We start from the raw sequence: 23,785 nt of genomic DNA, 5'->3' as shown, positions 1-23,785 counted from the left end.
AAATTATAAGATATAATAAACTTAAAATATTAACATAATAGTATATATCTAGGTTTATGTTAATTATAATAAAAATAATCTGGAGGCAAGATAATGAATAAAAAGGATTTTTCTGATTTAGAAGATCAAATTATGTCTACAGTTAGCAATGCACTTAAAGCAATAGATTTTGCTAATTTGAAAAGGGATATTACTGATAAAACTGAGGATACCTTAAATCAATTTAAATCAAAGTTTAATGGATATAGTGAAAAATATATGATTTTAAATAGAAAATCTAAAAATGATGTATCAGCATATATCAGTAAAAGACCATCTGGAAGTATATCAGGGATACTTTATATATTATTCGGAGTGATTGGAAGTTTAGTTTTTGGGTTTTCAGTGATAACAACTCTAGTATTTAAGATGTTATTTAGTAGTGTTGTTATAATAAGTAGCAATATTATTTTGGGAGTTGTATTTTTATTCTTTGCGGTAAGTTTAGGTATGTTATTAAGGGGGATGACTTTAAGAAAAAGAGTAAAGCGTTTTAAAAAATATGTAAGATTTATTGACGATAATAGTTATTTCTTAATTAGTGACTTAGCAAAATTTGCTAAAGAAAAAGAAAGTTTTGTTATTAAAGATCTAAATAAAATGATTGGATTAGGTATGTTTTTAGAAGGACATATAGATGAAGAAAAAACTTATTTTATGTTAAATAATGAAGTTTATAGTGACTATTTAAATTTAAAAAAACAACAAATAGCTAAAGAAATTGATAATGAAAAATCAAATGAAGAAATATATAATTCAGAAAAAGAAGAAAAAGAATCTATCATCAGAGTAGGAAGAAGTTATATTGAACAAATAAAACAAATAAGAAATGATCTTTATAAAGAAGAGATAGCTATAAAGTTAGATAAATTAGGAAACATTGCAAATCAAATACTTAATCAGATTGAAAAGAATCCTAAAAAGATACAAGAAGTTAATAAATTTATAAATCATTATCTTCCTATTACTATAAAATTAATTAATTCATACAAAGATATAAATAATCAATTAATTAAAGGTGAGAATATAGAAAATGCTAAAATAGAAATTGAAAAGAGTATTGATCTTATTAATACAGCTTTTGAAAATTTATTAGATGATTTATTTGAAGATGTTGTTTTAGATGTTTCTACAGATATTTCTGTTCTTAAAACATTATTTAAACAAGAGGGATTAGTAGAAGAAGATTTTAAAAAGTAAGTTTTAAATAAAAGGGAGGTATTAAAAATGAATGATGAATTCAAAGGAGAATCTATTAATATAAAACCAGAATTAACTTTTCAACCATTCCAAGAGGAAGTAGTTGATATAAAAGTAAAAGAAGAAAAAACAGAAGAAAAAATAATTAATGAAATTCAACTTACAGAAGAAGAACAAAAAATGGTTGATCAATTTGTAGATAAAATACAGATAAATAATTCAAATTCTATTTTACAATATGGAGCAGGTGCTCAAAAGAAAATTTCTGATTTTTCACAATCAGCATTGAATAATGTAAAAACTAAAGATTTAGGTGAAATTGGAGAAATACTATCTAGTGTAGTTCATGAATTAAAGAACTTTGAAGAATCTGAAGAGAAAAAAGGAATTTTAGGTATTTTTAAAAAAGGTAAAGATAAGATTTCCCAAATGAAAATAAAATATGAGGATGTAGATAATAATATAGGAAAAATGTGTAACATTCTTGAAGCACATCAGATACAGCTTTTAAAAGATATTGCTATGCTGGATAAGATGTATGAGATAAATAAAGCATATTTTAAAGAACTGTATATGTATATATTAGCGGGGAAAAAGAAACTTCAAAAACTAGAAAAAGAAGAACTTCCTAAATTACAGGAAAAAGCAAAAAATAGTGGTAATCCTCAGGATGCTCAGGAATTAAATGATTTTGTTGCTCTTTGTAATAGATTTGAAAAGAAAATTCATGATTTAGAATTAACTAAAATGATTTCTTTACAAATGGCTCCTCAAATTCGTTTAATTCAAAATAATGATTCATTGATGTCTGAAAAAATACAATCTACAATTATAAATACTATTCCGCTTTGGAAAAATCAAATGGTTTTATCACTTGGAGTTGCTCATGCTGCTAATGCTGCAAGAGTTCAAAGAGAAGTCACAGATATGACAAATGAACTTTTACGCAAAAACGCAGAAATATTAAAAACTTCAACTATAGAAACTGCAAAAGAGTCTGAAAGAGGAATTGTTGATATTGAAACACTTAGAGCTACAAATGAATCATTAATTTCAACCCTTGATGAAATACTTAATATACAAACAGAAGGACGTCAAAAACGTAGAGAAGCTGAAGCAGAATTAATAAATATTGAAAATCAATTAAAAAATAAACTTTTAGATTTTAAATATTAGTATGTATTTAAATTATATAAAAAAACCGTATCACAGTAAGTGATACGGTTTTTTATTAGAAGAACATCAATTATTGCTTGAAAATTAAGGAATGCAACCATTAGTTAACAAAAATCAACTACACCATAATTGTGAGTTTATCAATAAATAAGTATAATTTAAGTTAAGATGAGGTGATTATAGTGAATTTGGGAGAAAATATAAAAAAATTAAGAAAAGAAAAAAATTTATCACAGGAACAACTTGCTGAAATGTTAAATGTATCTCGTCAAGCTGTATCAAAATGGGAATCAGGCAAAACATATACTGATATAGACAACCTTGTATTATTAAGAGATATATTTAATGTAACTTTAGATGATTTGATAATCAATGAAAATAAAACTAAAAGTGAAGATACAATTGAACCAAGTAAATCATGTACTAATAATTACATAGAGTATGAAAAAGATGAGGAAGATGATGAGCTATCGGTTAATTTAATGATAGGAGGTTTGACAATTGGAATGGCAATTGGGCTTATTACAGATAATTTTATGTGGGGTACAGCTGGAAGTTTTTTAGGCATGGGAATAGGATATATATTAGAATATATAAGAAAAGCAGAACCGTATCACAAGTAAGTGATACGGTTTTTTTATATGATTTTTCATGTTTTATTTATATAGATTTAATCTATTAAAAATATAGTATATATAGAAAAAGTTAGTTTTCTAAAAATTCACAAAAAAATAGTTGACAATCTAACTATATACAGATACTATCATAGTGAAAGAATTAACATTGAAAAATTAAAAATATCAAAATTAATTTTTACATACAATCAATTTTAATCTATGACAAATCTTTAAATCTCAATAATTTTTATCAAAATAAATATAAATATACGGTTTTCAAATTACAACTTATTACTTGTAAAGCTGGTAAAATCAGCATTTACGTTAAATATAAAATTATTTTACTATAAAAATATTTATCTTAAATTTCTAAAAAACACAAAGAAGCTCAAAACAATCTTATGCTTGCTTAATATTAGCGCCCTCTTAAACTTAATGTTATTTAAGTATAAGATTGATATTTTTGCATAATTAAATTAAAAATTTAACAAAACAAGGGGATGGATTTAAATGTTTAAAAGAAATTTAGCTATTTTAACAATAGCAGGGTTGTCATGTGGAATTTTAGCACCAACAGCAAGTTATGCAGATAGTCAAACAAAAGAGGAGTTACCACAAGCATATAATGTTAAAGCAGACCAAGATTTAAATGAGGTACTTAAAAATATGCCTGATGACTACAAGGTAAAAGATAATGCAGATCAATATCAATTAGTTAAAAAAGAAAAAGATGATTTAGGATTTACGCATTATACTTTAAAACCTAAAGCAGAGGGATATTTTGCAGAAGCTGCTGAAGTTAAAATACATACAGATAAAACAGGAAAAGTTGTTTTTGTAAATGGAGACTTAGACCAAGGGAAATTAGAAGTTAAAAATGAAACTAAAATAAATCAAAATAAAGCTATTGAACTAGCTTTTAAATCAATAGAAAAATCACGTGATGAAGTTAAAAACTTATCAGGTAAAGATGCTGTACAGGATGCTAAAATTGTTGTTGATGAAAAAACAAATAGAGCAGTTTACGCTTTAGACTTAGCATATACTTTGCCAGAGGCAGCACACTGGATTATTAAAGTAGATGCAGAAAATGGTAATATAATTGAAAAACAAAATGTTTTAGAAGAAGCTTCACAAGTAACAGGTAGTGGTATAGGTTCAGATGGACAAGTTAAAAGTCCTCTAAAAATGACTGAAGATAATGGTAAGTATGTATTACTAGATACTACTCATAAAGGTAAAATAGGAACTATGGGATTTGAATCTTTCCAAGGTGACAGTATAATTGGAACTCTTGTATCAAATATAAAAAGCTTTTTTGATCAAGATAAATTTAAAGCAGCTGTAGATGCTCACTATTTTACAGATCAAGTTTACCAATATTATAAAGATGTTCATAATAGAGAAAGTTATGATGGACAAGGGTCAGATATAAATTCTTATGTAAATGTTCCTGATCCAGATACAGGAGGCAATTGGAGCAATGCAGCTTGGACTGGTGCAGAGATGATTTATGGGGATGGAGACCAGGTAACAGAAAACTCTTTTACAGCAGCAAATGATGTTATTGCACATGAGATAACACATGGAGTTACATCATCATCAGCGGATTTAGTTTATAAGTACCAACCAGGGGCATTAAATGAATCTTTCTCAGATGTATTTGGATATTTTGTAGATAGTGATGACTGGACAATGGGAGAAGATTTATATAAAACACCTAATACTGCTATAAGAGATTTAAAAGATCCTAAAAAATATGATCAACCAGACAATATGAAAGATTATAAAAATTATAGTATAAAATATGACAATGGTGGAGTTCATATAAATAGTGGTATACCTAACAAAGCAGCATACAATACTATTACTAAATTAGGTAAAGAAAAATCAGAACAAATTTACTATAGAGCTCTTACTAAATACTTAACAAGACAATCAAACTTCTCAGATGCTAGTCGTGCTTTAATTCAATCAGCAAAAGATCTTTATGGTCAAAAAGATGCTGATGCTGTTAAAGCTGCATGGAATGAAGTTGGTGTAAAATAATTTTAGTAGATTAAAAAATTAGATAGCTTATATATACTCCGTTCTATTAACTTAGGACGGAGTTTTTATATTTAAGTATATTAAAAATTCTATAAAAATGGATTAGTAGAGAAATAATAATATTAATTTATTTCCATTTGACTCAACCCTTAGGGTGGAGTTTATAATGAACTCATGGAGGATGAATATGAATAATCAAATTTTAATAAGTGATTTTGTTAAGTTAACGGGAAGTACATTAAAGACAGTCTTGTACTATCATAAAATTGGTGTATTAAAAGAACCAAAAAGATCAGACAGTGGCTATAGACTATATGGTGCAGAGGAACTTGCACAAATGAGAATGATAAAACATTTAAAACACTTAGGATTAGATTTAAGTCAAATAAAAGAAATACTAGGTGATTCAAAAAATAATAAAAGTTTAAGAGATGTACTTAAATCATTACAATCGGAACTTATAATTGAAAAAAATAAAATAGAGGATCAATTATCTAAGATAGAAATATTATTAGAAGAAGAAACTGAAGACCTTGAGAGGACATCATTTGAATCTAAATCATTTAAGATGATTACTGAAATTTTAGATTCAGATCAAGTTAAGAGCTATAAAGAAGACTGTCCTGATTTATTCAATCAACAACGAAATATTTTTGGTGTTATGGATGATTTTAAGTGGGATAAGGATTATCAACAAAATTTTGGAAAATTAGCAGAATACTTTAAAGAAAATCCTAAACAATATAAAATTGCCTTAGAATTTGGTAAACGTCTTGCTAAACTTAAACAAATGTCTGAAGATGATCCTGAAATTGAGAATTTAGCAAGAGAAGGTGCAGAATTTATAAAAAAAGAACCATTTTTAAAAGATATGTTATATGGTCAACATGGATTTGACGACACAAATGAGAATTTATTTAATGATATATCAAATAAATATCTTTCACCAGCTCAAATAAAACATAAGAAACTTATACAAAAGTATCTTAATTATAGACCTTAAAATAATGTACGGGGGAGGAAACAACAATGAAAGCTAATAGTGTATCAAAGAAAAGTTTATTTACAGTTCCAATTATACTTACAGTTATTATGTGGGTTATTTTATTTCTTCCAGCATGGACAATGAAATTTTGGCAAGCGTGGATTCTTTGGTCAGGATTTTCTATAATAACTTTTTCTATTACAGCTTATTTTATAAACAGAAATCCTGAATTTCTAGCGAGAAGAACTAAAGGTAAGGAAAAAAATATTAAGAAAAAATCACCTTTGTTTTTAAAATTATATTATATTGGTTTTATTTTACCTGGTATAGATTTCAGATTTAATTGGTCAAATGAACCGTTATGGCTTGTAATTTTATCAAATATTATTGTTTTTGCATCCTATATATTTATATTTTATGTATTTAAACAAAATAGCTATGCATCGACAACAATACAAGTAGAAGAGGATCAAAATGTAATTTCATCTGGTCTATATTCGATAATTCGTCATCCTATGTATTTAGGAATGATATTAATGTCATTGTTTATTCCACTTGCACTTGGGTCTTATTATTCATTAATACCTATGTTATTGATAATACCAATAACTGTTATGAGAGTAAAAAGTGAAGAAGAAATACTCCTAAGAGAACTTAAGGGGTATAGAGCATATTGCTCAAAAACAAAGTATAGAGTAATACCTTTTATATGGTGATTATAAAAGGTTTATAAATATATAAAAATAGAACCGTATCATAAATGATTTATGCGGTTCTATTTTTATGTAGTATTTTGCTTATGAAATTATGCGTCTATAGAGCGTATAAATATAATTTTACTACGGGCAGTATAAAGATTTATATTCTCTGTTAATATAATGTCAAAATATTCTTTATAACCAAAAAATGTTTTAAACTTTCGAAATATTTTCATATACAAAACCAATTGATATTATTAAATTATAAAAACAACAACAAAAGGAAGGATGAGATATATGAATTATTTTGAAAAGAGTTTAAAAGTGCATGAGGATAAAGTTGGAAAAATTGAAGTTATTAGTAAAATAAAAGTTGAAACAAGAGATGATTTAAGTATAGCGTATACGCCAGGAGTTGCAGAGCCTTGTAGAAAAATTCATGAAGATGAGGAAAACGTATACAAATATACATCTAAAGGAAATTTAGTAGCAGTAGTAACAGATGGTTCAGCAGTTCTTGGATTAGGGGATATAGGACCAAAAGCAGGTCTTCCTGTTATGGAAGGTAAATCGATATTATTTAAGGAATTTGCAGGAGTAGATGCATTTCCGATTTGTATAGATACAAAAGACGTAGATGAAATAGTAAAAACAGTTAAACTTATAGCTCCGGGATTTGGTGGAATAAATATAGAAGATATAGGAGCTCCTAGATGTTTTGAAGTCGAAGAAAGGTTAAAAAAAGAACTTGATATACCAGTATTTCACGATGACCAACATGGAACAGCAATTGTTGTTTTAGCAGGACTTATAAATGCTTTAAAAGTAGTTAAAAAAGAAATAGAAAATATTAAGGTAGTTGTAAACGGCGCAGGTGCAGCAGGTACTGCTATAACAAAATTATTATTATCTTCAGGGGTTAAAAATTTAATAGTTTGCGATAAAGTAGGTATTATTTATAGAGGAATAGAAAATGTTGATAATTCTAAATTAGAATTAGCTGAAATCACAAATCCAGATAATATAAAAGGAAGTTTAGCTGATGCGTTAGTTGACGCTGATGTATTTATTGGGGTATCTGCTCCAGGTATTGTATCGAAAGATATGGTAAAATCTATGAACAAAGATTCTATATTCTTTGCTATGGCAAATCCAACTCCTGAGATTATGCCTGATGAAGCTAAAGAAGCAGGTGCAAGAGTAATAGGAACTGGTCGTTCAGATTTTCCAAATCAAGTTAACAATGTACTAGCTTTCCCTGGTATATTTAGAGGCGCTTTAGATGTTAGAGCAAAAGAGATAAATGAAGAAATGAAAATAGCAGCAGCTTATGCTATAGCTTCTATGATAAAAGATGAAGATTTAAATGAAAATAACGTAATTCCATATGCATTAGATAGAACTGTTGCAAATAATGTAGCTGAAGCTATAAAAAAGGCAGCTATAGAGAGTGGCGTAGCTAGAATATAAATATATCCAAGGGGAGGAAATCAATATGCAAATTCCAATTAAAAAAACGTTAGATCGAATTCCTGGGGGAATGATGGTTGTTCCCCTTTTCTTAGGAGTATTAGTTAATACATTTTTTCCTGAAGTTTTAGAAATTGGTGGTTTTACAACTGCACTGTTTGGACCAAAGGCATCATCAACAATTTTAGCATGTTTTATGTTTTTAATTGGTTCACAAATAAACTTCAAATTAGCACCAAAAGCATTAAAAAAAGGTGCAATTTTAATAACTGGTAAATTTATAGTAGGTGCTGGGATCGGTATACTTGTAGGGAAGATATTTGGACCTGCTGGAGTTTTAGGTTTATCACCATTAGCAATTCTTGCAGCATTAACAAATTGTAATGGTGGTTTATATGCATCTCTTGCTTCACAATATGGAGATGAAACAGATGTAGGTGCTTATGCTTTATTATCTTTAAAGGATGGTCCATTTTTTACATTAGTTGCGCTAGGAGCATCAGGTCTTGCTCAAATTCCTATTATGTCACTTGTAGCAGTAATGATTCCAATAGTAATAGGTATGATTTTAGGTAATATAGATTCTGATATGAGAGCGTTCCTTGGAAGTAGTAAGTTATTATTAATACCATTTTTCTCATTCCCATTAGGTACAGGTATGAATTTAGAAACTATAATAACAGCAGGAGGACCAGGAATACTGTTAGGTGTAATAGCTTCTTTAACTGGAATAGGAGCTTATGTTTTACTTAAGTTATTTAAAGAAGAACCTATAATTGGTCTAGCGACAGGTTCAACTGCCGGGAATGCAGTAGCAACTCCAGCAGCAGTAGCAGCTATAGATCCAACAGTTGTTACTATAGCAACAGTAGCAACAGCGCAAGTAGCAGCAGCATGTGTAGTGTCTGCCATAATTTGTCCGTTTATTGTTTCAGCAGTATTTAAATTTGCTCAAAATAAACAAATGAATAAAACCGGTAGTGAGTTAATATCTTGATAAAACACTTAGGTATATATAATTAAATAGATATTTACTTTCATTAAAAAGGAATACCTTTTCTTTAGAAGTTATGATTTAATAAGTTTTAAAAATTATAACTGAACAAAGAAAGGGTATTTTTATATATTAAATTAATTAAGTTAATTCTTATTGAATATGAAATTTAATACAGAATGTCTTATAGTACCTATATATTCATTAAATAAAATATAAGACAAATAGAATATAAGTACTATATAATAGTAATGGATAATGATTTCCTAATTAAATATTTCTTATCATAAAGTTAGGACTTATTTTCCAAAAGTTGAGGTGAAGTGTATGAAGAAAAAGATGAAATTACAAACTAAGCTTACTATATTAATTATTATAGTAGTATTCATATCTATATCTATAATAACTTTTTTTGTTGCATCTTGGATGAATAAAAATATTGAAAGTACTGCAAAAACTAATGTGATGAACGTAGCTGAAATAGTCGCAAACTCTAAGCCAGTAATAGATGCATTAAATAAAAAAGATCCTAATAAAGAAATTAACCCATATATTAATAAACAACTTAAAAATTTAAGTGAAATTGAATATATAATAGTAGTTGATAATGATGGTGTTAGATATTCACATCCTGATGAACAGAAGATAGGTGAAAAATTTGTAGGAGGAGATGAAAATAGAGTAGTTAAAGAAGGAGATAGATATTTTTCTGAAGCTACAGGGACGCTTGGAAAATCTTTAAGAGCTTTTAGTCCAATTTATGATACAGAAAGTAAAGAAGAAATAGGGTTTGTCTGTGTAGGTACTCTGTTACAGAGTATAGGACAAACTAAGCATACGGCAATATTATATATAATTTTAACTTCATTAGGTGCATTTACTATAGGCGTTATAGGAGCTTTTTTATTAGCGAAAAACATAAAAAATTCTTTATTAGGTCTAGAGCCAGATGAAATAACAAGATTATATAATGAAAAAATGGGGATTTTAGATGCTATGTATGAAGGCTTAATTGCTATTGATGATAGAGGGAAAATTACAATTATAAATGATTCAGCACTAAATATATTGCATTATGGAAATCAAGTTGATAAAAATCAAATTATAGGAAGTAATATAGAAGATTTTTTTCCAACAACGCGATTACTTACAGTATTAGAAACAGGTGAAGGTGAATTTGAAAAAGAGCAGAGAATAAATAATACGGTAATAATGACTAATAGGATTCCTATAAAAGATAAAGATAAAATAGTAGGGGCTATTGCTACGTTTAGAGATAAAACAGAGTTAACAAAATTAGCAGAAGAACTTACAGGAGTAAAAAAAATGGCATGGTCATTAAGAGCTCAAAATCATGAATTTATGAACAAGCTTCATACTATAACAGGATTAATACAGCTTGAAGAATATGATGAAGCTATACAGTTTATATCGGATGTTGCTAAAAGCAGAAATAAAATAAGTGGCATTTTAACTAAAAATATAAAAGATTCATATTTGTCTGCAATACTTTTTTCTAAGTATAATAAAGCTGAAGAAAATCGAGTTAAATTTAAAATTGATGAAAATTCTAGTATCACAAGCCTACCACAGTTTATGACATCTGAAGAAATTGTTTCAATAATAGGTAACCTAATTGAAAATTCATTAGATGCTGTTAGTAATGATGGAGATGGACAGATTTATATAAAAATAGAGCAACAAAGTGAATTTCTTAAAATATATCTTAAAGATAATGGACCAGGGATTAAAAAAGAATATAGAGATAAAATTTATGACCAAGGATTCACTACTAAAGAAGGGGATCGAGGTCATGGCATGAGTATTGTAAAAGAAATAGTAGACCAAGCGAATGGAACCATTAAATTAAAAGTAGATAAAGGTGTTATTTGGGATATTAATATACCTATGTTAAGGAGTGAGTAGTTTGATTAAAGTAATGATTATTGAAGATGATCCTATGGTAAGAGATATTAATTCGAGATTTTTAAAAAGAATAGATGGATTTAAGCTATATAAAGCAGTAGGTAATCTTACCGAGGCAAAACAATTTATTAAAAGTAAGAATCTAGATTTAATATTGTTAGATGTATTTTTACCCAATGAAAATGGAATTGATTTTTTAAAATGGTTAAGAAGTGAGGAAATTAAAACAGATGTAATACTAATTACGGCAGACAAGACAATAGAAAGAGTTCAAGAAGCATTTAGATATGGAGCTGTTGATTATTTAATAAAACCATTCAATTTTGAGAGGTTTAAAGAATCACTTGTTCAGTTTAAAGAAAGATATTATGAATTTAAAAATATAGAAGAGATTGAACAAAGTAAATTAGATAAATTAATATTAAATTCTGAAGTAATTCAAAAAGAAGAGGGACTTGCGAAAGGATTTAATAAATATACTTATAAGTCTCTTTGGGATGAAATCGAAAAAATAAATGGAGAATATTTTACATCTGAAGATATGTCGGAAAGAATAAAAGTAGCTAGAGTTACTGTTAGAAGATACTTAGAGTATATGGAAAAAGAGGGGCATTTAGAAAAAATTGTGGAATATGGAAAAGTAGGAAGACCTCAACATAAGTTTAGAAAATTATAAATTAAAGATAGTAATAAAACATACAATAAGAGATAAAATAAATTAAGCAATATTGAAGTATCTAATTTTTTTACATAATATATGTTTATAGATTTAAAATAGTAATTATATACAAATATAAAAATAAGTATTTAAAATTGTATTAAAGATTAGATAAGATTAATTTTGGGTATCAGAATAATCGAAAAAATAGAAAGGAATCATAATATGAAAAAAATATTAAAATTAATAAGTTTATTCATTTGCATATTAATGATAAGTGTATTTTTTGTAGGATGTAGTAAAAAGTCTTCTGAAAAAATAAACTTTCTTAACTATGGAGAAAATATAGACGAGGAAACTTTAAAAGAGTTTGAAAAGCAATACGGTATAAAAGTTAATGTAGAAACTTTTGATGATATGGAAACGATGTATCAAAAAATTAGTAAGGGCGGAGTGAAATATGATGTTATTTTAGTATCAGATGCTTTAATGCCTAGAATGATTGAAAAAAAACTTGTTAAAGAGTTGAATAAAGATAATATTCCTAATATATCTCAAATGGATGAAGAATACTTAAACTTAGAAATAGATCCAGGAAATAAATATTCAGTTCCTTATATGTTTGGAACAGTAGGACTTATTTATAATAAAGATGTAGTAAAAGAAAAAGTAGATAGTTGGGATATACTATGGGACGAAAAATATAAAGACAAGATATTTATGTTTGATACTTATAGAGATACTATGGGAGCAGCTTTAAAGAAATTAGGATACTCTTTAAATACAACTGATCCAAAAGAAATTAAAGAAGCTAAAGAACTATTATTAAATCAAAGAAAATTAGTAAATCCAATTTACGGAGTTGATAATGGAACAACTATGATTCCAGCTGGTGAATCTGATATAAATATGATTTGGTCTGGAGAAGGATTAAATCTTCAAGATGAATATCCTAATTTAACTTATGTAGTACCAAAAGAGGGCGCAAACTTCTGGATTGATAGCTTATGCATACCTAATAATGCAGAAAATATTGAAGGTGCTGAGAAGTTTATCAACTTTGTAAGTGATAAAGAAAGTGCATTAAGAATAGCTGATGAAATAGGGTATACTACTCCAAATAAAGAAGCTAGAGCAGAACAACCAGAAAATGTAAAAAACAATCCTAATGCATATATGCCTAAAGAAATAATGGATAGATGTGAAATCTATACTGATTTCCCTATGGATGTGAAAAAAATATATGATGAGGCATGGACAGTTATAAAATCAAGCAACTAATTAAAGGAGGAAAGGATAATTAACCTTTCCTCTTTATTTTTATAATTAAAATTTATATCCATATAAAAATACACCAAGATTATTGTTAAATGATTCAAAATAGATATTTTTTTCATTAATACGTTTAAAATTTTGACTATCATAAAAACCATAATTGCATCTAGTGTCAGTATATAAATACAAAGAATCTACATTCATATCTCTCATATAGTTAAATAATTGAGATACTAAAGATTTACCTACTCCAAGACCTCTGGATTCTTGTGAAACAATAAATAGTTGAATACAACCTTGAAACTCATTTTCTTTTCCAGAAATAATTTCTTTATAAGTATCTTTAATCTTAGAAAATTCTTTTAAAGACTGTTTATTTTTTTTACTGCATACCATAAGTTTAGTTCCTGTAGTTAAGAAGTTTAAGCTATTATGAAATTTTCTGATTTTATTTTTATCTTCATTTGCTTTACCTAAGATTATACCTATGACTTTATCATTTTTTATAGCAACTCTGCTGTAAGTACTATCTAAAATGCATCCTTCTAAATATATAGTTAAAACTAAGTCCAATAACTTTTCATCTTTAAGAAAATCATTGAAGCCAAATGCATCACAAATAAGTTTTTTTATTTGCTCATAATCACTTTTAGATAACTCTCTATACATTACTTTTTCCATAATTTAAATCACCCTTCCATATATATAAATTTTTAAATAATATTTTGTTTAAATATCTTATAATGATAGTAATGTCTCCCCTAAAAGGAGAGTCAATAATAATTAATAAAATATAAAGGAAGTGAGTAGTATGAAAAATTTATTTTCTATTGGTGAGGTTTCAAAAATAAAAGAAATCACTATAAAAGCTTTAAGATATTATCACAAAATGGGAATACTTATACCTAAATATATTGATGAAACAACAGGATATAGATACTATTCAATCGAACAATTTATTTACATAGATGTAATCAAGGGATGTAGGGCTTTAGGAACTAGCATATCAGAGCTTCAAGAAATTTTTAAAGAATGTGATACTGAAAAATTATTAAAATTTTTAGATAAGAAAAAGGAAGAAGCTAAAGAAAATATAAAAAAGATGGAAGAGGTAATACAAAATATAGATAAATTAAATGATAGTGTTCAAAATTCTAGAAAAATTTTAAGTAATGGTGAAATAGAGATTAAATATTTTGAAGAACGCTATATAGTCGTAGCACCATGCAAAGAGTCAGGGTGTTTAAAAGAATTACTTTACTACTCTGACTTAGATAAGATAATTAAAGAGAAAGATATACAAATTAAAATAGAAAAGGGCATTATATATAATGTAAGCTCTTTAGAAGAAGTAACACCTATATATGTTTTTAGTGAAATAAAAGAAGGTATAAATATAAATAACTATGAGAATATAAAAATTTTACCAAGAGGTAATTATCTAACATTATCTTATAGTAAAGATAATGAAGATGAGAGGGTTTGGAAAATTATTGAATATGCAAAACGAAATAATCTAAAAGTAAATAGCTTTATAGAAATGGAGTTGTTTAATGATTTCTTCAATATTGATTCTTATAGTTGTCAAATTCAAATGCTTGTTGAAAATAACCATTATTTTAAAGAGTAAATTACAATATCATTAGAGAGGTATATATGAAAAAATTATTGGAAAATTATAAAGATGTTATTCAAAGGTTACCATTTAAAGATAAATATGAAAAAAATGAATTATTAACTGAAGATTTCTTAATTGATAAAAGTAATAATATAGAAATATATTATGCACCTCATAACGAATACTTAAATTCAAAAGCAAAAATATTTATTGTAGGTATTACACCAGGATTTCAACAAATGAGTACTGCTATATCTACTGCAAAAAAAGAATTGGACAAAGGTGAAGATATAGAAACTATTAAATATAAGTGTAAGGTTGCTGGTAGATTTAGTGGAAGTCTAAGAAAAAATATAATTAGTATGCTAGATGAAATAAAATTAAATGAAGCTATGAATGTAGAAAGTTGTAGTGAGTTATTTGAAGAAAAAGATTATCTACTACATACAGTATCGCTTATACCATATCCTGTTTTTGTGAAAAAACAAAACTATTCAGGACATACACCTAAGTTATTAAAAAGTGACTTTTTAATGAAATATATATATGAAGATTTTATACAAGAATTAAAAAGTATAGATAATTTTAGAAATATATTATTAATACCATTAGGGAAAGCAGTTGAAGAAGTTCTAGAGAAGTTAAGTGAAGAAAATATAATTAGTGAAAATCAAATACTTAAGGGATTTCCACATCCATCAGGAGCTAATGTAAATAGATTAGTTCAATTACAACAAAATAAAGAAAGTTTAATTAATCAAATAAGAGAAAATATAAATCCAGAAATTATATTTGAAGATAAATAGAATTTGTTTTATAAAAAGAGCAGTATCAATTATAATTGATACTGCTCTATTATGGTTTTTATATGAGTTTTAAGTAAGTGTAAAAAATTTATAATCTATATTTATTAATATAATTTTAAAATTTTATATAATTAACAATTATTTTTTGAATATACCGAATGGCTTTCCAACTGGTAAAAATTCTCTACCAAAGTGAGTATTTAATACAGCAGCAGCAGAACCATAGAATGATGCTATTGCTATTAATAACTCAGAATATGCTGCAAGTTGATGAGTAGCATGTTCCATTACTCCAAATGTAGTTAATGTTAATCCTAAGAATAAAAAGTCTATAAGTACGAAAATTATAAATAATACCTTGTGAGTTTCCATTGCTCCTATAGTCATAAATAATGTAAATATTAAATATCCTAAGTAAGCGAAACCTAATTGTTTAGGATCAACAGCAGCTGCTAATTCAGGTCCAAATACTCCATTTTGTATTAACCATGTAAACCCAACTGCATACCAGAAGAATGCATATCCACCGAAAGCAGTAGCTCCAAATGTATTGTTATGTTTGAAATCATTTATAGATGCAAATAATTGAGCTGTAGCACCTAAAAATATAGCCCATGGTAAAACTAATGATACTCCTGAAGTTATTCCTAACTTTTGAGTTGAAGCAACTAATGTAATCATTGCTAAGCCGAAAAGTCCTAATGCTGAAGGATCAGCTGTTACAACTTTTACCTTTGTTTCATTTGTCATTGGTAATCCTCCTAAAAGTCTAAATCTTTTGATTGTGTCGTATCCTGTATACAAAATACTCATCTATGATATCATAATATTAATAACAAGTACATAAAAAATTATGAAATTTATAATTGAAATATCAAAATATTAAATTTTTAGTAAAAATTTAGATTTTAATCTGAAAATTTTAATATGAAATTATATAAATAATTGAAAATTAAAAAATAAAAGCTATCTTTTTTTACATATTCCTATGTTATTTATTAAAAATATAGATAAAATATATTAAAAATCTCTAATAATATTTATTAAATGCAGTATTTACTATTCAGTATACAAAAAATAGTATAAGTCGAAATAATGTGAATTTACAACAAATTAAGTAAAACAAAAATATTATTTTCATATTGCCACAAAAATAAAGAATAGAAGATTTTTTATGAAAGAAAATTAAGTTAGGAATAGAACTTTTTATTAATGTAAATATTAAAAATCTAATTTTTATAATTATAATCTAAATTTTATATAATTATAAAAAAATGCAAGATGAAATAATTGAAATTACAAAAGATTGTTATATTTTTAATTATGAAAAAGATTGTTTATATAATTAAAAGACACATATATAGTATAGAACGTTTAAATATAATGTATATACAAACAGGAAAAGGTTTTTTGAATTGTTTGACCATTCAGTATTATCTATTATTTACAATTATATTATTGTTGTATTGCATCAGAAAAATATCAATTTTTTGAAAATTTACTTAGAAAAAAAACTTTCTTGGAAGAAGTTTACAAAATTAAAAAGCAATGATATAGTTATGGCATAGGCAGGAAAATGTTTTACAAATTGGAAAAACTAATTATTTCTTGTCGAAAATTAGTATGGAAAACGTTTTGAATAAAAACTTCTATTTCTAACTAATATAATAAACAATAATAATATATTTTATAGGGGGACAAAACAATGGAAAACATTAAAGAAAAAAGATTTGCTACAAGAGCTATACACGGAGGTCATCATAGAGATCCATTATCAGGAGCTTTAACAACACCTATATATAAAACATCAACATTCGTATTCGATAGTGCTGAACAAGGTGGAAGAAGATTCGCACTTGAAGAAGGTGGATATATATACTCTAGATTAGGAAACCCAACTAACTCTCAATTAGAAGAAAAAGTTGCTATATTAGAAGGAGCAGAAGCTTGTGTATCTACAGCTTCAGGAATAGGTGCAATAACTTCAGCTTTATGGACTGCTTTAAAAGCAGGAGATCATGTAGTTGCAAGTAAAACATTATATGGATGTACATATGCAATGTTTAATCACGGAATGAGTAGATATGGAGTAGAAGTAACTTTCGTTGATGCTTCTAATTTAGATGAAGTTAAGGCTGCTATGAAAGCAAACACTAAAGTTGTTTACTTAGAAACTCCAGCTAACCCAGACTTAAAATTAATAGATATAAAAGCTGTATCTGAAATAGCTCATACAGTAGAAGGATGTATAGTAATGGTAGATAATACTTTCTGTACTCCATATATACAAAGACCAATAGAACATGGTGCAGACGTAGTAGTTCATTCAGCTACTAAGTACTTAAACGGACATGGAGACGTTTTAGCTGGATTCGTTGCAGGTAAATTAGACTTCATAAACCAAGTTAGATTATTTGGTATAAAAGATATGACAGGTTCTGTATTAAGTTCATTTGATGCTTACTTAGTAATAAGAGGTATGAAAACTTTACAAGTAAGAATGGATAGACACTGTAGCAATGCTATGGAAGTTGCTAAATTCTTAGAAGGACATGCAAATGTAGAAAAAGTTAACTACCCAGGATTAGAAAGCTTCCCTCAATATGATTTAGCTAAGAGACAAATGGATCAACCAGGTGGTATGATAGCATTCGAAGTTAAAGGTGGATTAGAAGCTGGTAAGAAGTTACTTAACTCTTTAGAATTATGTACTCTTGCAGTAAGCTTAGGTGACTGTGAAACATTAATACAACATCCTGCTTCAATGACTCACTCTCCATACACTCCAGAAGAGAGAGCTGAAGCTGGAATATCTGAAGGATTAATAAGAATATCTGTTGGTTTAGAAGATGCAGAAGATATAATAGCTGACTTAAAGCAAGGTTTAGATAGATTATAAGAAAAATAAAATTTAATTAATACAATTAATACTGACAGAGAAGATATATCATACCTTCTCTGTTAGTTATACCTTAAATTAAGCATAAAAAGGGGATTAAACATATGCAAAATACAACTCAAAATGAAGTGAAAAAAGGTAGTGCAGTAGCGTTACTTCCTATAGGTGTCTTTTTAGTTTTATTCTTAGGAAGCGGACTTATAACAGGTGACTTTTATAAAATGCCAGCATTAACAGCATTCGTAATAGCTGCAGCAGTAGCGTTTATGATAAATCCAAAGGAATCTCTTGATAAAAAGATGGAAATATTCTGTAAAGGTGCTGGAGATAGTAATATAGTAATAATGCTTGTAATATTCTTATTAGCAGGTGCATTTGGTAGTGTTGCTAAAGCAATGGGTGCAGTTGACTCAACAGTAAATTTAAGCTTAGCAGTTTTACCACCAAGTTTACTTGTACCAGGTTTATTTTTAGTAGTTTGTTTTATATCAACATCTATGGGGACTTCAGTTGGAACAATTTCAGCTTTAACTCCGATAGCTATAGGTGTTTCTCAAAAAACAGGTATAGAATTAGAATTACTAGTTGCTTTAGTAGTTGGAGGTGCTATGGTTGGAGATAACTTATCTATGATATCTGATACAACAATAGCAGCGGCAAGTACTCAAGGATGTCAAATGAAAGATAAAGTAAAGATGAACTTCTTTGTTGTATTACCAGCAGCAGTAATAAGTTTTATAATAATATCTGTTATGACAGCAGGTACAGCAGCTTCAGCTGATGCAGGTTCTTATGAAATAATAAAAGTAGTACCTTATGTAGCAGTATTAGTTGGTGCTCTTGCAGGGGCAAACGTTTTTGTTCTTCTTGCAGGTGGTATTATATTTGCAGGAGCAATAGGTATATTTACAAACTCTATGGATATATGGCAATTTATAGGTGCTATGTCTGAAGGTATGGCAGGTATGCAAGAGTTATGTATATTAGTTCTAGTAGTTGGAGGAGTTATAGGATTAATAAAACACAATGGCGGTATAGACTTTATATTAAACTTTATAACAAGTAAAATAAAGAGTCAAACAGGTGCAAAGTTTGGTATAGCTTTATTAGCAAGTATAATAGATTTATGTACAGCTAATAATACAATAACTATAATAACTGCAGGACCATTAGCTAAAGACATTGGAGAAAAATATAACTTAGACCCTAGAAAAATAGCTAGTATGCTAGATATGTTCGCTTCATGCTGGCAAGGAATGATTCCTTATGGGGCACAAATATTAACAGCTGTAGGTATAGCAGGAGTTTCTTCTGTAGGAATAATAAAATACTTACACTATCCAATATTCTTACTTATATTTGCAATAATCTCAATTACTTTTGATTTTTCAGCATTAAAGAAGAAAAAAGGTAATGTGAAAGAAGAAAGTAAAATAAGCTAAATTTAATATATAAAAAATTGATTAGATTTTATAGAAATAGGTTACCTAAATGGTAGCCTATTTTGTTTTTATGAAGTATATGTCACTATTTATTTTGTTACAATAAATAGGCAATAATTTATAAAATTAATAATATTAAAGAATGAAGCTTGGTATCCGATTATAATTAATAGAGAAATTTTTATACTAGATTAAATATAGAGTACATATAGTAACCAAAATAATAAAAGGGGAGTTAACAAAATGAGTGATGTTAGTCAGATTGTAGCAAATAGTCTTTTAAGTAATATAAATCGTACTAATTCAAGGAATACAAGTAACTCGAGTTATGGTGATTCAAATGCAGCTTCTTTTGATAGAATGCTACAAAGTAGTTTAAATAATTTAATGGGCGGAAGTAGTAATAGTAGCTGTTCGTGTGGTGGTGGAGGTAATAATGATTTAAGTCAATTATTAATGCTAACTACAATGATAAGTGTTTTAAATAGTGTAAAGGTAGATGCATCTCAAGGAAATACTAATAATGTAGGAAATACTACTGATAATGCAAATAGTGGCGTTATTAATAATCCAAATAATAACACTACTAATAATAACACTACTAATAATACAAATACATCGAGTAATGGAAATACTATTAACAATGCAAATACAGTAACTAATGTAAATAATTCATCAGTAACGTCTAGTAAAATGGATAAGGCAATGAAATTATTAGAAGATCAGATAGGTAAGCCTTATGTATGGGGAGCCAATGGACCAAATTCATTTGATTGTTCCGGCTTAGTTAGATATGTATATAAAAATGCGTTAGGAAAAGATATACCAAGAGTGTCGTATGATCAGAGTAAATTTGGACAGGCAGTTGATAAAAAAAATCTTCAACCTGGCGATTTAGTATTCTTTGATACTATGAATAAAGGTAGAGTAAGTCATGTTGGTATGTATATAGGAAATGATGAGTTTATACATGCATCAAATCCTAAAGATGGTGTGAAAAAATCTAAATTATCTTCTTCATATTATCAAAAAGCCTATAGAGGTGCTAGAAGACCTTAATTTAATATGTAAATTTTCAGATATAATATAATCCAGTACTTTTTGGTTATAATAAATTATAATTAGAATTTAAAAAATAATATTTTGGTTGCTAATTTATACAAAAAGGTCTAAATTTGTAAATAAGTAGATAATATGGTATTATATAATACTGAAAATATTTTAAATAACAACAATATTAAAAATAAAGGAAGTGAAAAATTATGGAAAATTTACCAAATTGTCCAAAATGTAACTCGGAATATACTTATGAAGATGGAACACTTTTAGTTTGTCCAGAATGCTCACATGAGTGGACTTTAGAAGGTGGAAATGAAGAAGAATCAACTGTTATAAAAGATGTAAACGGAAATGTATTAAATGATGGAGATGCTGTAACAGTAGTAAAAGACCTTAAAGTAAAAGGGAGTTCATCATCTATAAAGATAGGAACAAAAGTTAAGAGTATACGTTTAGTTCCTGATGCTGCTGATGGACATGATATAGAATGTAAAATAGATGGATTCGGAGCAATGAAATTAAAATCTAGCGTTGTAAAAAAAGCATAGTAAGATAATAATTTTATTATATTAAAAAGCAGTATATTTATATACTGCTTTTTTTATTTAAATTATTTTAAATTTAATTTAGTATCTCCTATTCCTTTAGAGCTAAGTTTGTTTAACATATCTACAGTCATTTTGCTTAAATCATATTTAAAGTTAAATCCCCATTCTTCAATAGCGCAAGTAGGATCTATTGAATTAGGCCAAGATTCAGCAATAGATTGACGAATTGGATCTACATCGTAGCCAAATTTAAAATCAGGTATATGTTTTTTTATTTCAGAGGATATTTCTTCAGGGTCAAAGTTCATAGCTGTTATGTTAAATGCATTTCTATGAATTAATTTTGAACCATCAGCTTCAATTAAGTCTACTATAGCTTGTAGAGCATCAGGCATATACATCATATCCATTTGTGTGCCTTTAGCGATAAATGAGTTATATTTTTTATTTTTTAATGCTTCATAGTATATATCAACAGCATAATCAGTAGTCCCGCCTCCAGGAGGTGTTACATATGAAATTAGTCCAGGAAATCTTACACCTCTAGTATCAACACCAAATTTTTTATAATAATAATCACACAAAAGTTCTCCAGAAACTTTAGTTATACCATACATAGTTCCAGGTCTCTGTATAGTATCTTGAGGTGTTAAATTTTTAGGAGAATTATAACCAAATGCTGCTATAGAGCTAGGAGTAAATAATTTTAAATTTTGTTCTCTACAAATTTCTAATACATTAGTTAAGCCACTCATATTAAGTTTCCATGTGTATTGAGGCTGTTGTTCGCCTACAGCAGAGAGTAATGAAGCTAAATGAACTATTGTATCAACGTTATGTTTTTTAGCTAGTCTTGATAGTGTTTCAGCATCCATAACATTTAACTGTTCAAATACACCATTAGATACTATTTCGCTATTTTCTATCATACGTATATCTGTAGCTATAACATTATCTTTTCCGTATTCAATTCGAAGTTTAGAAGTTAATTCTGAACCTATTTGACCTAACGCACCTGTAATAAGAACTTTTTTCATAAAACTAGCCCCTCCTAAATTTAGATGAATTTATATTATATTCAATTCTTTTCCAACTTTTTCGTAGATAGATAATGCTTGATCTAGCATTTCTTTGGTGTGAGCTGAGGTAGGCATATTTCTAACTCTTCCAGTCCCTTTTGGAACAGTTGGAAATACAATTGATTTGGCATAAACTCCTTCTTCAAGAAGCCTTTTACTGAATAGTTGAGTTTTAGATTCATCGCCTATTATACAAGGGGTGATAGGTGTTTCGCTTTTACCTATATTAAATCCTAAAGATTTTAAACCTTTTTTTAAATAGTTGCCGTTTTCCCATACTTTATTAACTAGATAGCTGCTTTCCATTAATATATTAATAGATTCTACACAAGCAGCAGCAGATCCTGGAGTTAAAGATGTTGAAAATAAGAATGGTCTTCCTCTGACTTTTAGCCAATCTATTAAATCTTTAGAGCCAGCTACATATCCGCCAACTACTCCTATAGCCTTTGATAAGGTGCCTATCTGAAAGTCTATTTTGTCAGATAATCCGAAATGTTTACAGGTTCCAGCTCCATTTCCCATTACGCCAGATCCATGAGCATCATCAACATACGTTATTAAATCAAATTCATTAGCAATTTCAACAATTTCTGGAAGTTTAGCAATATCACCATCCATAGAAAATACACCATCCGTAATAACCATTAACTTAACATATTTTCCGCTATCTTTAGCGATTTTAGCTTGATTTCTTAAGTCATTCATATCAGAATGTTTATATCTTATTATTTTTGCACCAGATAACCTACACCCGTCAATTATAGACGCATGATTAAGTTCATCGGACAATATAGCATCATTTTTATCCATAACAGCAGAAATTGCTCCCATATTACAATTAAATCCTGATTGAAATGCAATAGCGGCTTCAGTACCTTTAAATTTAGCAATAGTAGTTTCTAATAAATCATGGATATCTAAAGTTCCATTTATGGTTCTTACAGCGCCAGCGCCTACGCCATATTTATTTATTGCATTTATTTCAGCTAATTTTAAATTTTCATTTGTAGCTAAGCCAAGGTAATTATTAGAAGATAAATTTATAAGATTTTTATTATTGATGGTTATTATTGGACCGTTGGGACTTTGAAGTGAATTAATTTGATTATAAAGGCCTTTTGATTTTAGCTCATTTAAATTATCTGTCAAGAACCTATTTAAAGAGCTATCTTTCTTTGGAATACTAGATTTCATACAGATTCCTCCTTGTATAAAGAATGTTTAATTCATATAAAATTAATTTT

General features: G+C 27.7%; 21 protein-coding genes. 17 read left to right on the top strand and 4 right to left on the bottom strand.

What is annotated here, in order from left to right; genetic code table 11:
• Window positions 1-93 precede the first annotated feature (93 nt).
• The 11 genes from BLP75_RS15680 (at window position 94) to BLP75_RS15630 (ending at window position 13,093) form a co-directional block, all read left to right on the top strand.
• A complete protein-coding gene (locus tag BLP75_RS15680; RefSeq protein ID WP_092727483.1) occupies window positions 94-1,239 on the top strand; it encodes a 5-bromo-4-chloroindolyl phosphate hydrolysis family protein in 1,146 nt (381 codons plus the stop codon).
• 27 nt (window positions 1,240-1,266) lie between these two features.
• Complete coding sequence (locus BLP75_RS15675; RefSeq protein ID WP_092727482.1) at window positions 1,267-2,415, top strand: toxic anion resistance protein; 1,149 nt, start codon at window positions 1,267-1,269, stop codon at window positions 2,413-2,415.
• 182 nt (window positions 2,416-2,597) lie between these two features.
• Window positions 2,598-3,038, top strand: a complete 441-nt coding sequence (locus tag BLP75_RS15670) for a helix-turn-helix domain-containing protein (RefSeq protein WP_092727481.1) — start codon at window positions 2,598-2,600, stop codon at window positions 3,036-3,038.
• Window positions 3,039-3,542: 504 nt separating this feature from the next.
• Entirely contained in the window at window positions 3,543-5,081 is a 1,539-nt protein-coding gene (locus BLP75_RS15665) for a M4 family metallopeptidase (protein ID WP_092727480.1), read from the top strand.
• A 187-nt stretch (window positions 5,082-5,268) separates the two neighbouring features.
• Window positions 5,269-6,084 carry a helix-turn-helix domain-containing protein gene (locus BLP75_RS15660; protein WP_092727479.1) on the top strand — a complete coding sequence of 272 codons (816 nt, stop codon included), beginning with the start codon at window positions 5,269-5,271 and terminating at the stop codon, window positions 6,082-6,084.
• Window positions 6,085-6,110: 26 nt separating this feature from the next.
• Window positions 6,111-6,782, top strand: coding sequence for a methyltransferase family protein (locus BLP75_RS15655; RefSeq protein ID WP_092727478.1), 672 nt, complete (start codon window positions 6,111-6,113; stop codon window positions 6,780-6,782).
• Window positions 6,783-7,061: 279 nt separating this feature from the next.
• Entirely contained in the window at window positions 7,062-8,234 is a 1,173-nt protein-coding gene (locus tag BLP75_RS15650) for an NAD(P)-dependent malic enzyme (RefSeq protein ID WP_092727477.1), read from the top strand.
• A gap of 25 nt (window positions 8,235-8,259) precedes the next feature.
• Complete coding sequence (locus BLP75_RS15645) at window positions 8,260-9,231, top strand: 2-keto-3-deoxygluconate permease (RefSeq protein ID WP_092727476.1); 972 nt, start codon at window positions 8,260-8,262, stop codon at window positions 9,229-9,231.
• A 324-nt stretch (window positions 9,232-9,555) separates the two neighbouring features.
• Window positions 9,556-11,154, top strand: a complete 1,599-nt coding sequence (locus BLP75_RS15640) for an ATP-binding protein (protein ID WP_092727475.1) — start codon at window positions 9,556-9,558, stop codon at window positions 11,152-11,154.
• Between the two features lies 1 nt (window position 11,155).
• Window positions 11,156-11,830, top strand: a complete 675-nt coding sequence (locus tag BLP75_RS15635) for a response regulator (protein WP_092727474.1) — start codon at window positions 11,156-11,158, stop codon at window positions 11,828-11,830.
• 207 nt (window positions 11,831-12,037) lie between these two features.
• Entirely contained in the window at window positions 12,038-13,093 is a 1,056-nt protein-coding gene (locus BLP75_RS15630; protein ID WP_092727473.1) for an ABC transporter substrate-binding protein, read from the top strand.
• Window positions 13,094-13,138: 45 nt separating this feature from the next.
• Here BLP75_RS15630 and BLP75_RS15625 read toward each other — a convergent pair whose 3' ends face one another.
• On the bottom strand, window positions 13,139-13,768 hold the full coding sequence (locus BLP75_RS15625) for a GNAT family N-acetyltransferase (RefSeq protein ID WP_092727472.1): 630 nt from the start codon (window positions 13,766-13,768) through the stop codon (window positions 13,139-13,141).
• Window positions 13,769-13,898: 130 nt separating this feature from the next.
• Here BLP75_RS15625 and BLP75_RS15620 point away from each other — a divergent pair, with 130 nt between their 5' ends.
• Together BLP75_RS15620 and BLP75_RS15615 are read left to right on the top strand one after the other, a co-directional pair.
• Complete coding sequence (locus BLP75_RS15620; RefSeq protein ID WP_092727471.1) at window positions 13,899-14,717, top strand: MerR family transcriptional regulator; 819 nt, start codon at window positions 13,899-13,901, stop codon at window positions 14,715-14,717.
• A gap of 26 nt (window positions 14,718-14,743) precedes the next feature.
• Entirely contained in the window at window positions 14,744-15,511 is a 768-nt protein-coding gene (locus BLP75_RS15615) for a hypothetical protein (protein ID WP_092727470.1), read from the top strand.
• A gap of 138 nt (window positions 15,512-15,649) precedes the next feature.
• On the opposite strand, the gene BLP75_RS15610 is transcribed toward BLP75_RS15615, so the two are convergent.
• Window positions 15,650-16,261 carry an acetate uptake transporter gene (locus BLP75_RS15610; protein ID WP_092727469.1) on the bottom strand — a complete coding sequence of 204 codons (612 nt, stop codon included), beginning with the start codon at window positions 16,259-16,261 and terminating at the stop codon, window positions 15,650-15,652.
• A 955-nt stretch (window positions 16,262-17,216) separates the two neighbouring features.
• On the opposite strand from BLP75_RS15610, the gene megL reads away from it, so the two are divergent.
• The 4 genes from megL to BLP75_RS15590 all read left to right on the top strand — a co-directional run bounded on the left by megL (window position 17,217) and on the right by BLP75_RS15590 (window position 21,459).
• Window positions 17,217-18,410 (top strand): methionine gamma-lyase, encoded by a 1,194-nt coding sequence (megL, locus tag BLP75_RS15605; RefSeq protein ID WP_092727468.1) that lies wholly within the window; start codon window positions 17,217-17,219, stop codon window positions 18,408-18,410.
• Between the two features lie 104 nt (window positions 18,411-18,514).
• A complete protein-coding gene (locus BLP75_RS15600) occupies window positions 18,515-19,852 on the top strand; it encodes a Na+/H+ antiporter NhaC family protein (protein WP_092727467.1) in 1,338 nt (445 codons plus the stop codon).
• Window positions 19,853-20,095: 243 nt separating this feature from the next.
• Complete coding sequence (locus BLP75_RS15595) at window positions 20,096-20,911, top strand: C40 family peptidase (protein WP_092727466.1); 816 nt, start codon at window positions 20,096-20,098, stop codon at window positions 20,909-20,911.
• 203 nt (window positions 20,912-21,114) lie between these two features.
• On the top strand, window positions 21,115-21,459 hold the full coding sequence (locus BLP75_RS15590) for a zinc ribbon domain-containing protein YjdM (RefSeq protein WP_092727465.1): 345 nt from the start codon (window positions 21,115-21,117) through the stop codon (window positions 21,457-21,459).
• A gap of 62 nt (window positions 21,460-21,521) precedes the next feature.
• Here the strand turns inward: BLP75_RS15590 and BLP75_RS15585 are convergent, their stop codons facing one another.
• Together BLP75_RS15585 and BLP75_RS15580 are read right to left on the bottom strand one after the other, a co-directional pair.
• Window positions 21,522-22,496 carry an L-threonine 3-dehydrogenase gene (locus BLP75_RS15585; RefSeq protein WP_092727464.1) on the bottom strand — a complete coding sequence of 325 codons (975 nt, stop codon included), beginning with the start codon at window positions 22,494-22,496 and terminating at the stop codon, window positions 21,522-21,524.
• A 30-nt stretch (window positions 22,497-22,526) separates the two neighbouring features.
• Window positions 22,527-23,735, bottom strand: a complete 1,209-nt coding sequence (locus tag BLP75_RS15580) for a glycine C-acetyltransferase (protein WP_092727463.1) — start codon at window positions 23,733-23,735, stop codon at window positions 22,527-22,529.
• Between the last annotated feature and the right edge of the window lie 50 nt (window positions 23,736-23,785).

The organism is Romboutsia lituseburensis DSM 797, assembly GCF_900103615.1.
In the GTDB taxonomy this organism is placed as follows: domain Bacteria; phylum Bacillota; class Clostridia; order Peptostreptococcales; family Peptostreptococcaceae; genus Romboutsia_F; species Romboutsia_F lituseburensis.
The sequence above is the reverse complement of the archived record's forward strand: the minus strand, read 5'-3'. Positions and strand labels throughout refer to the sequence as shown.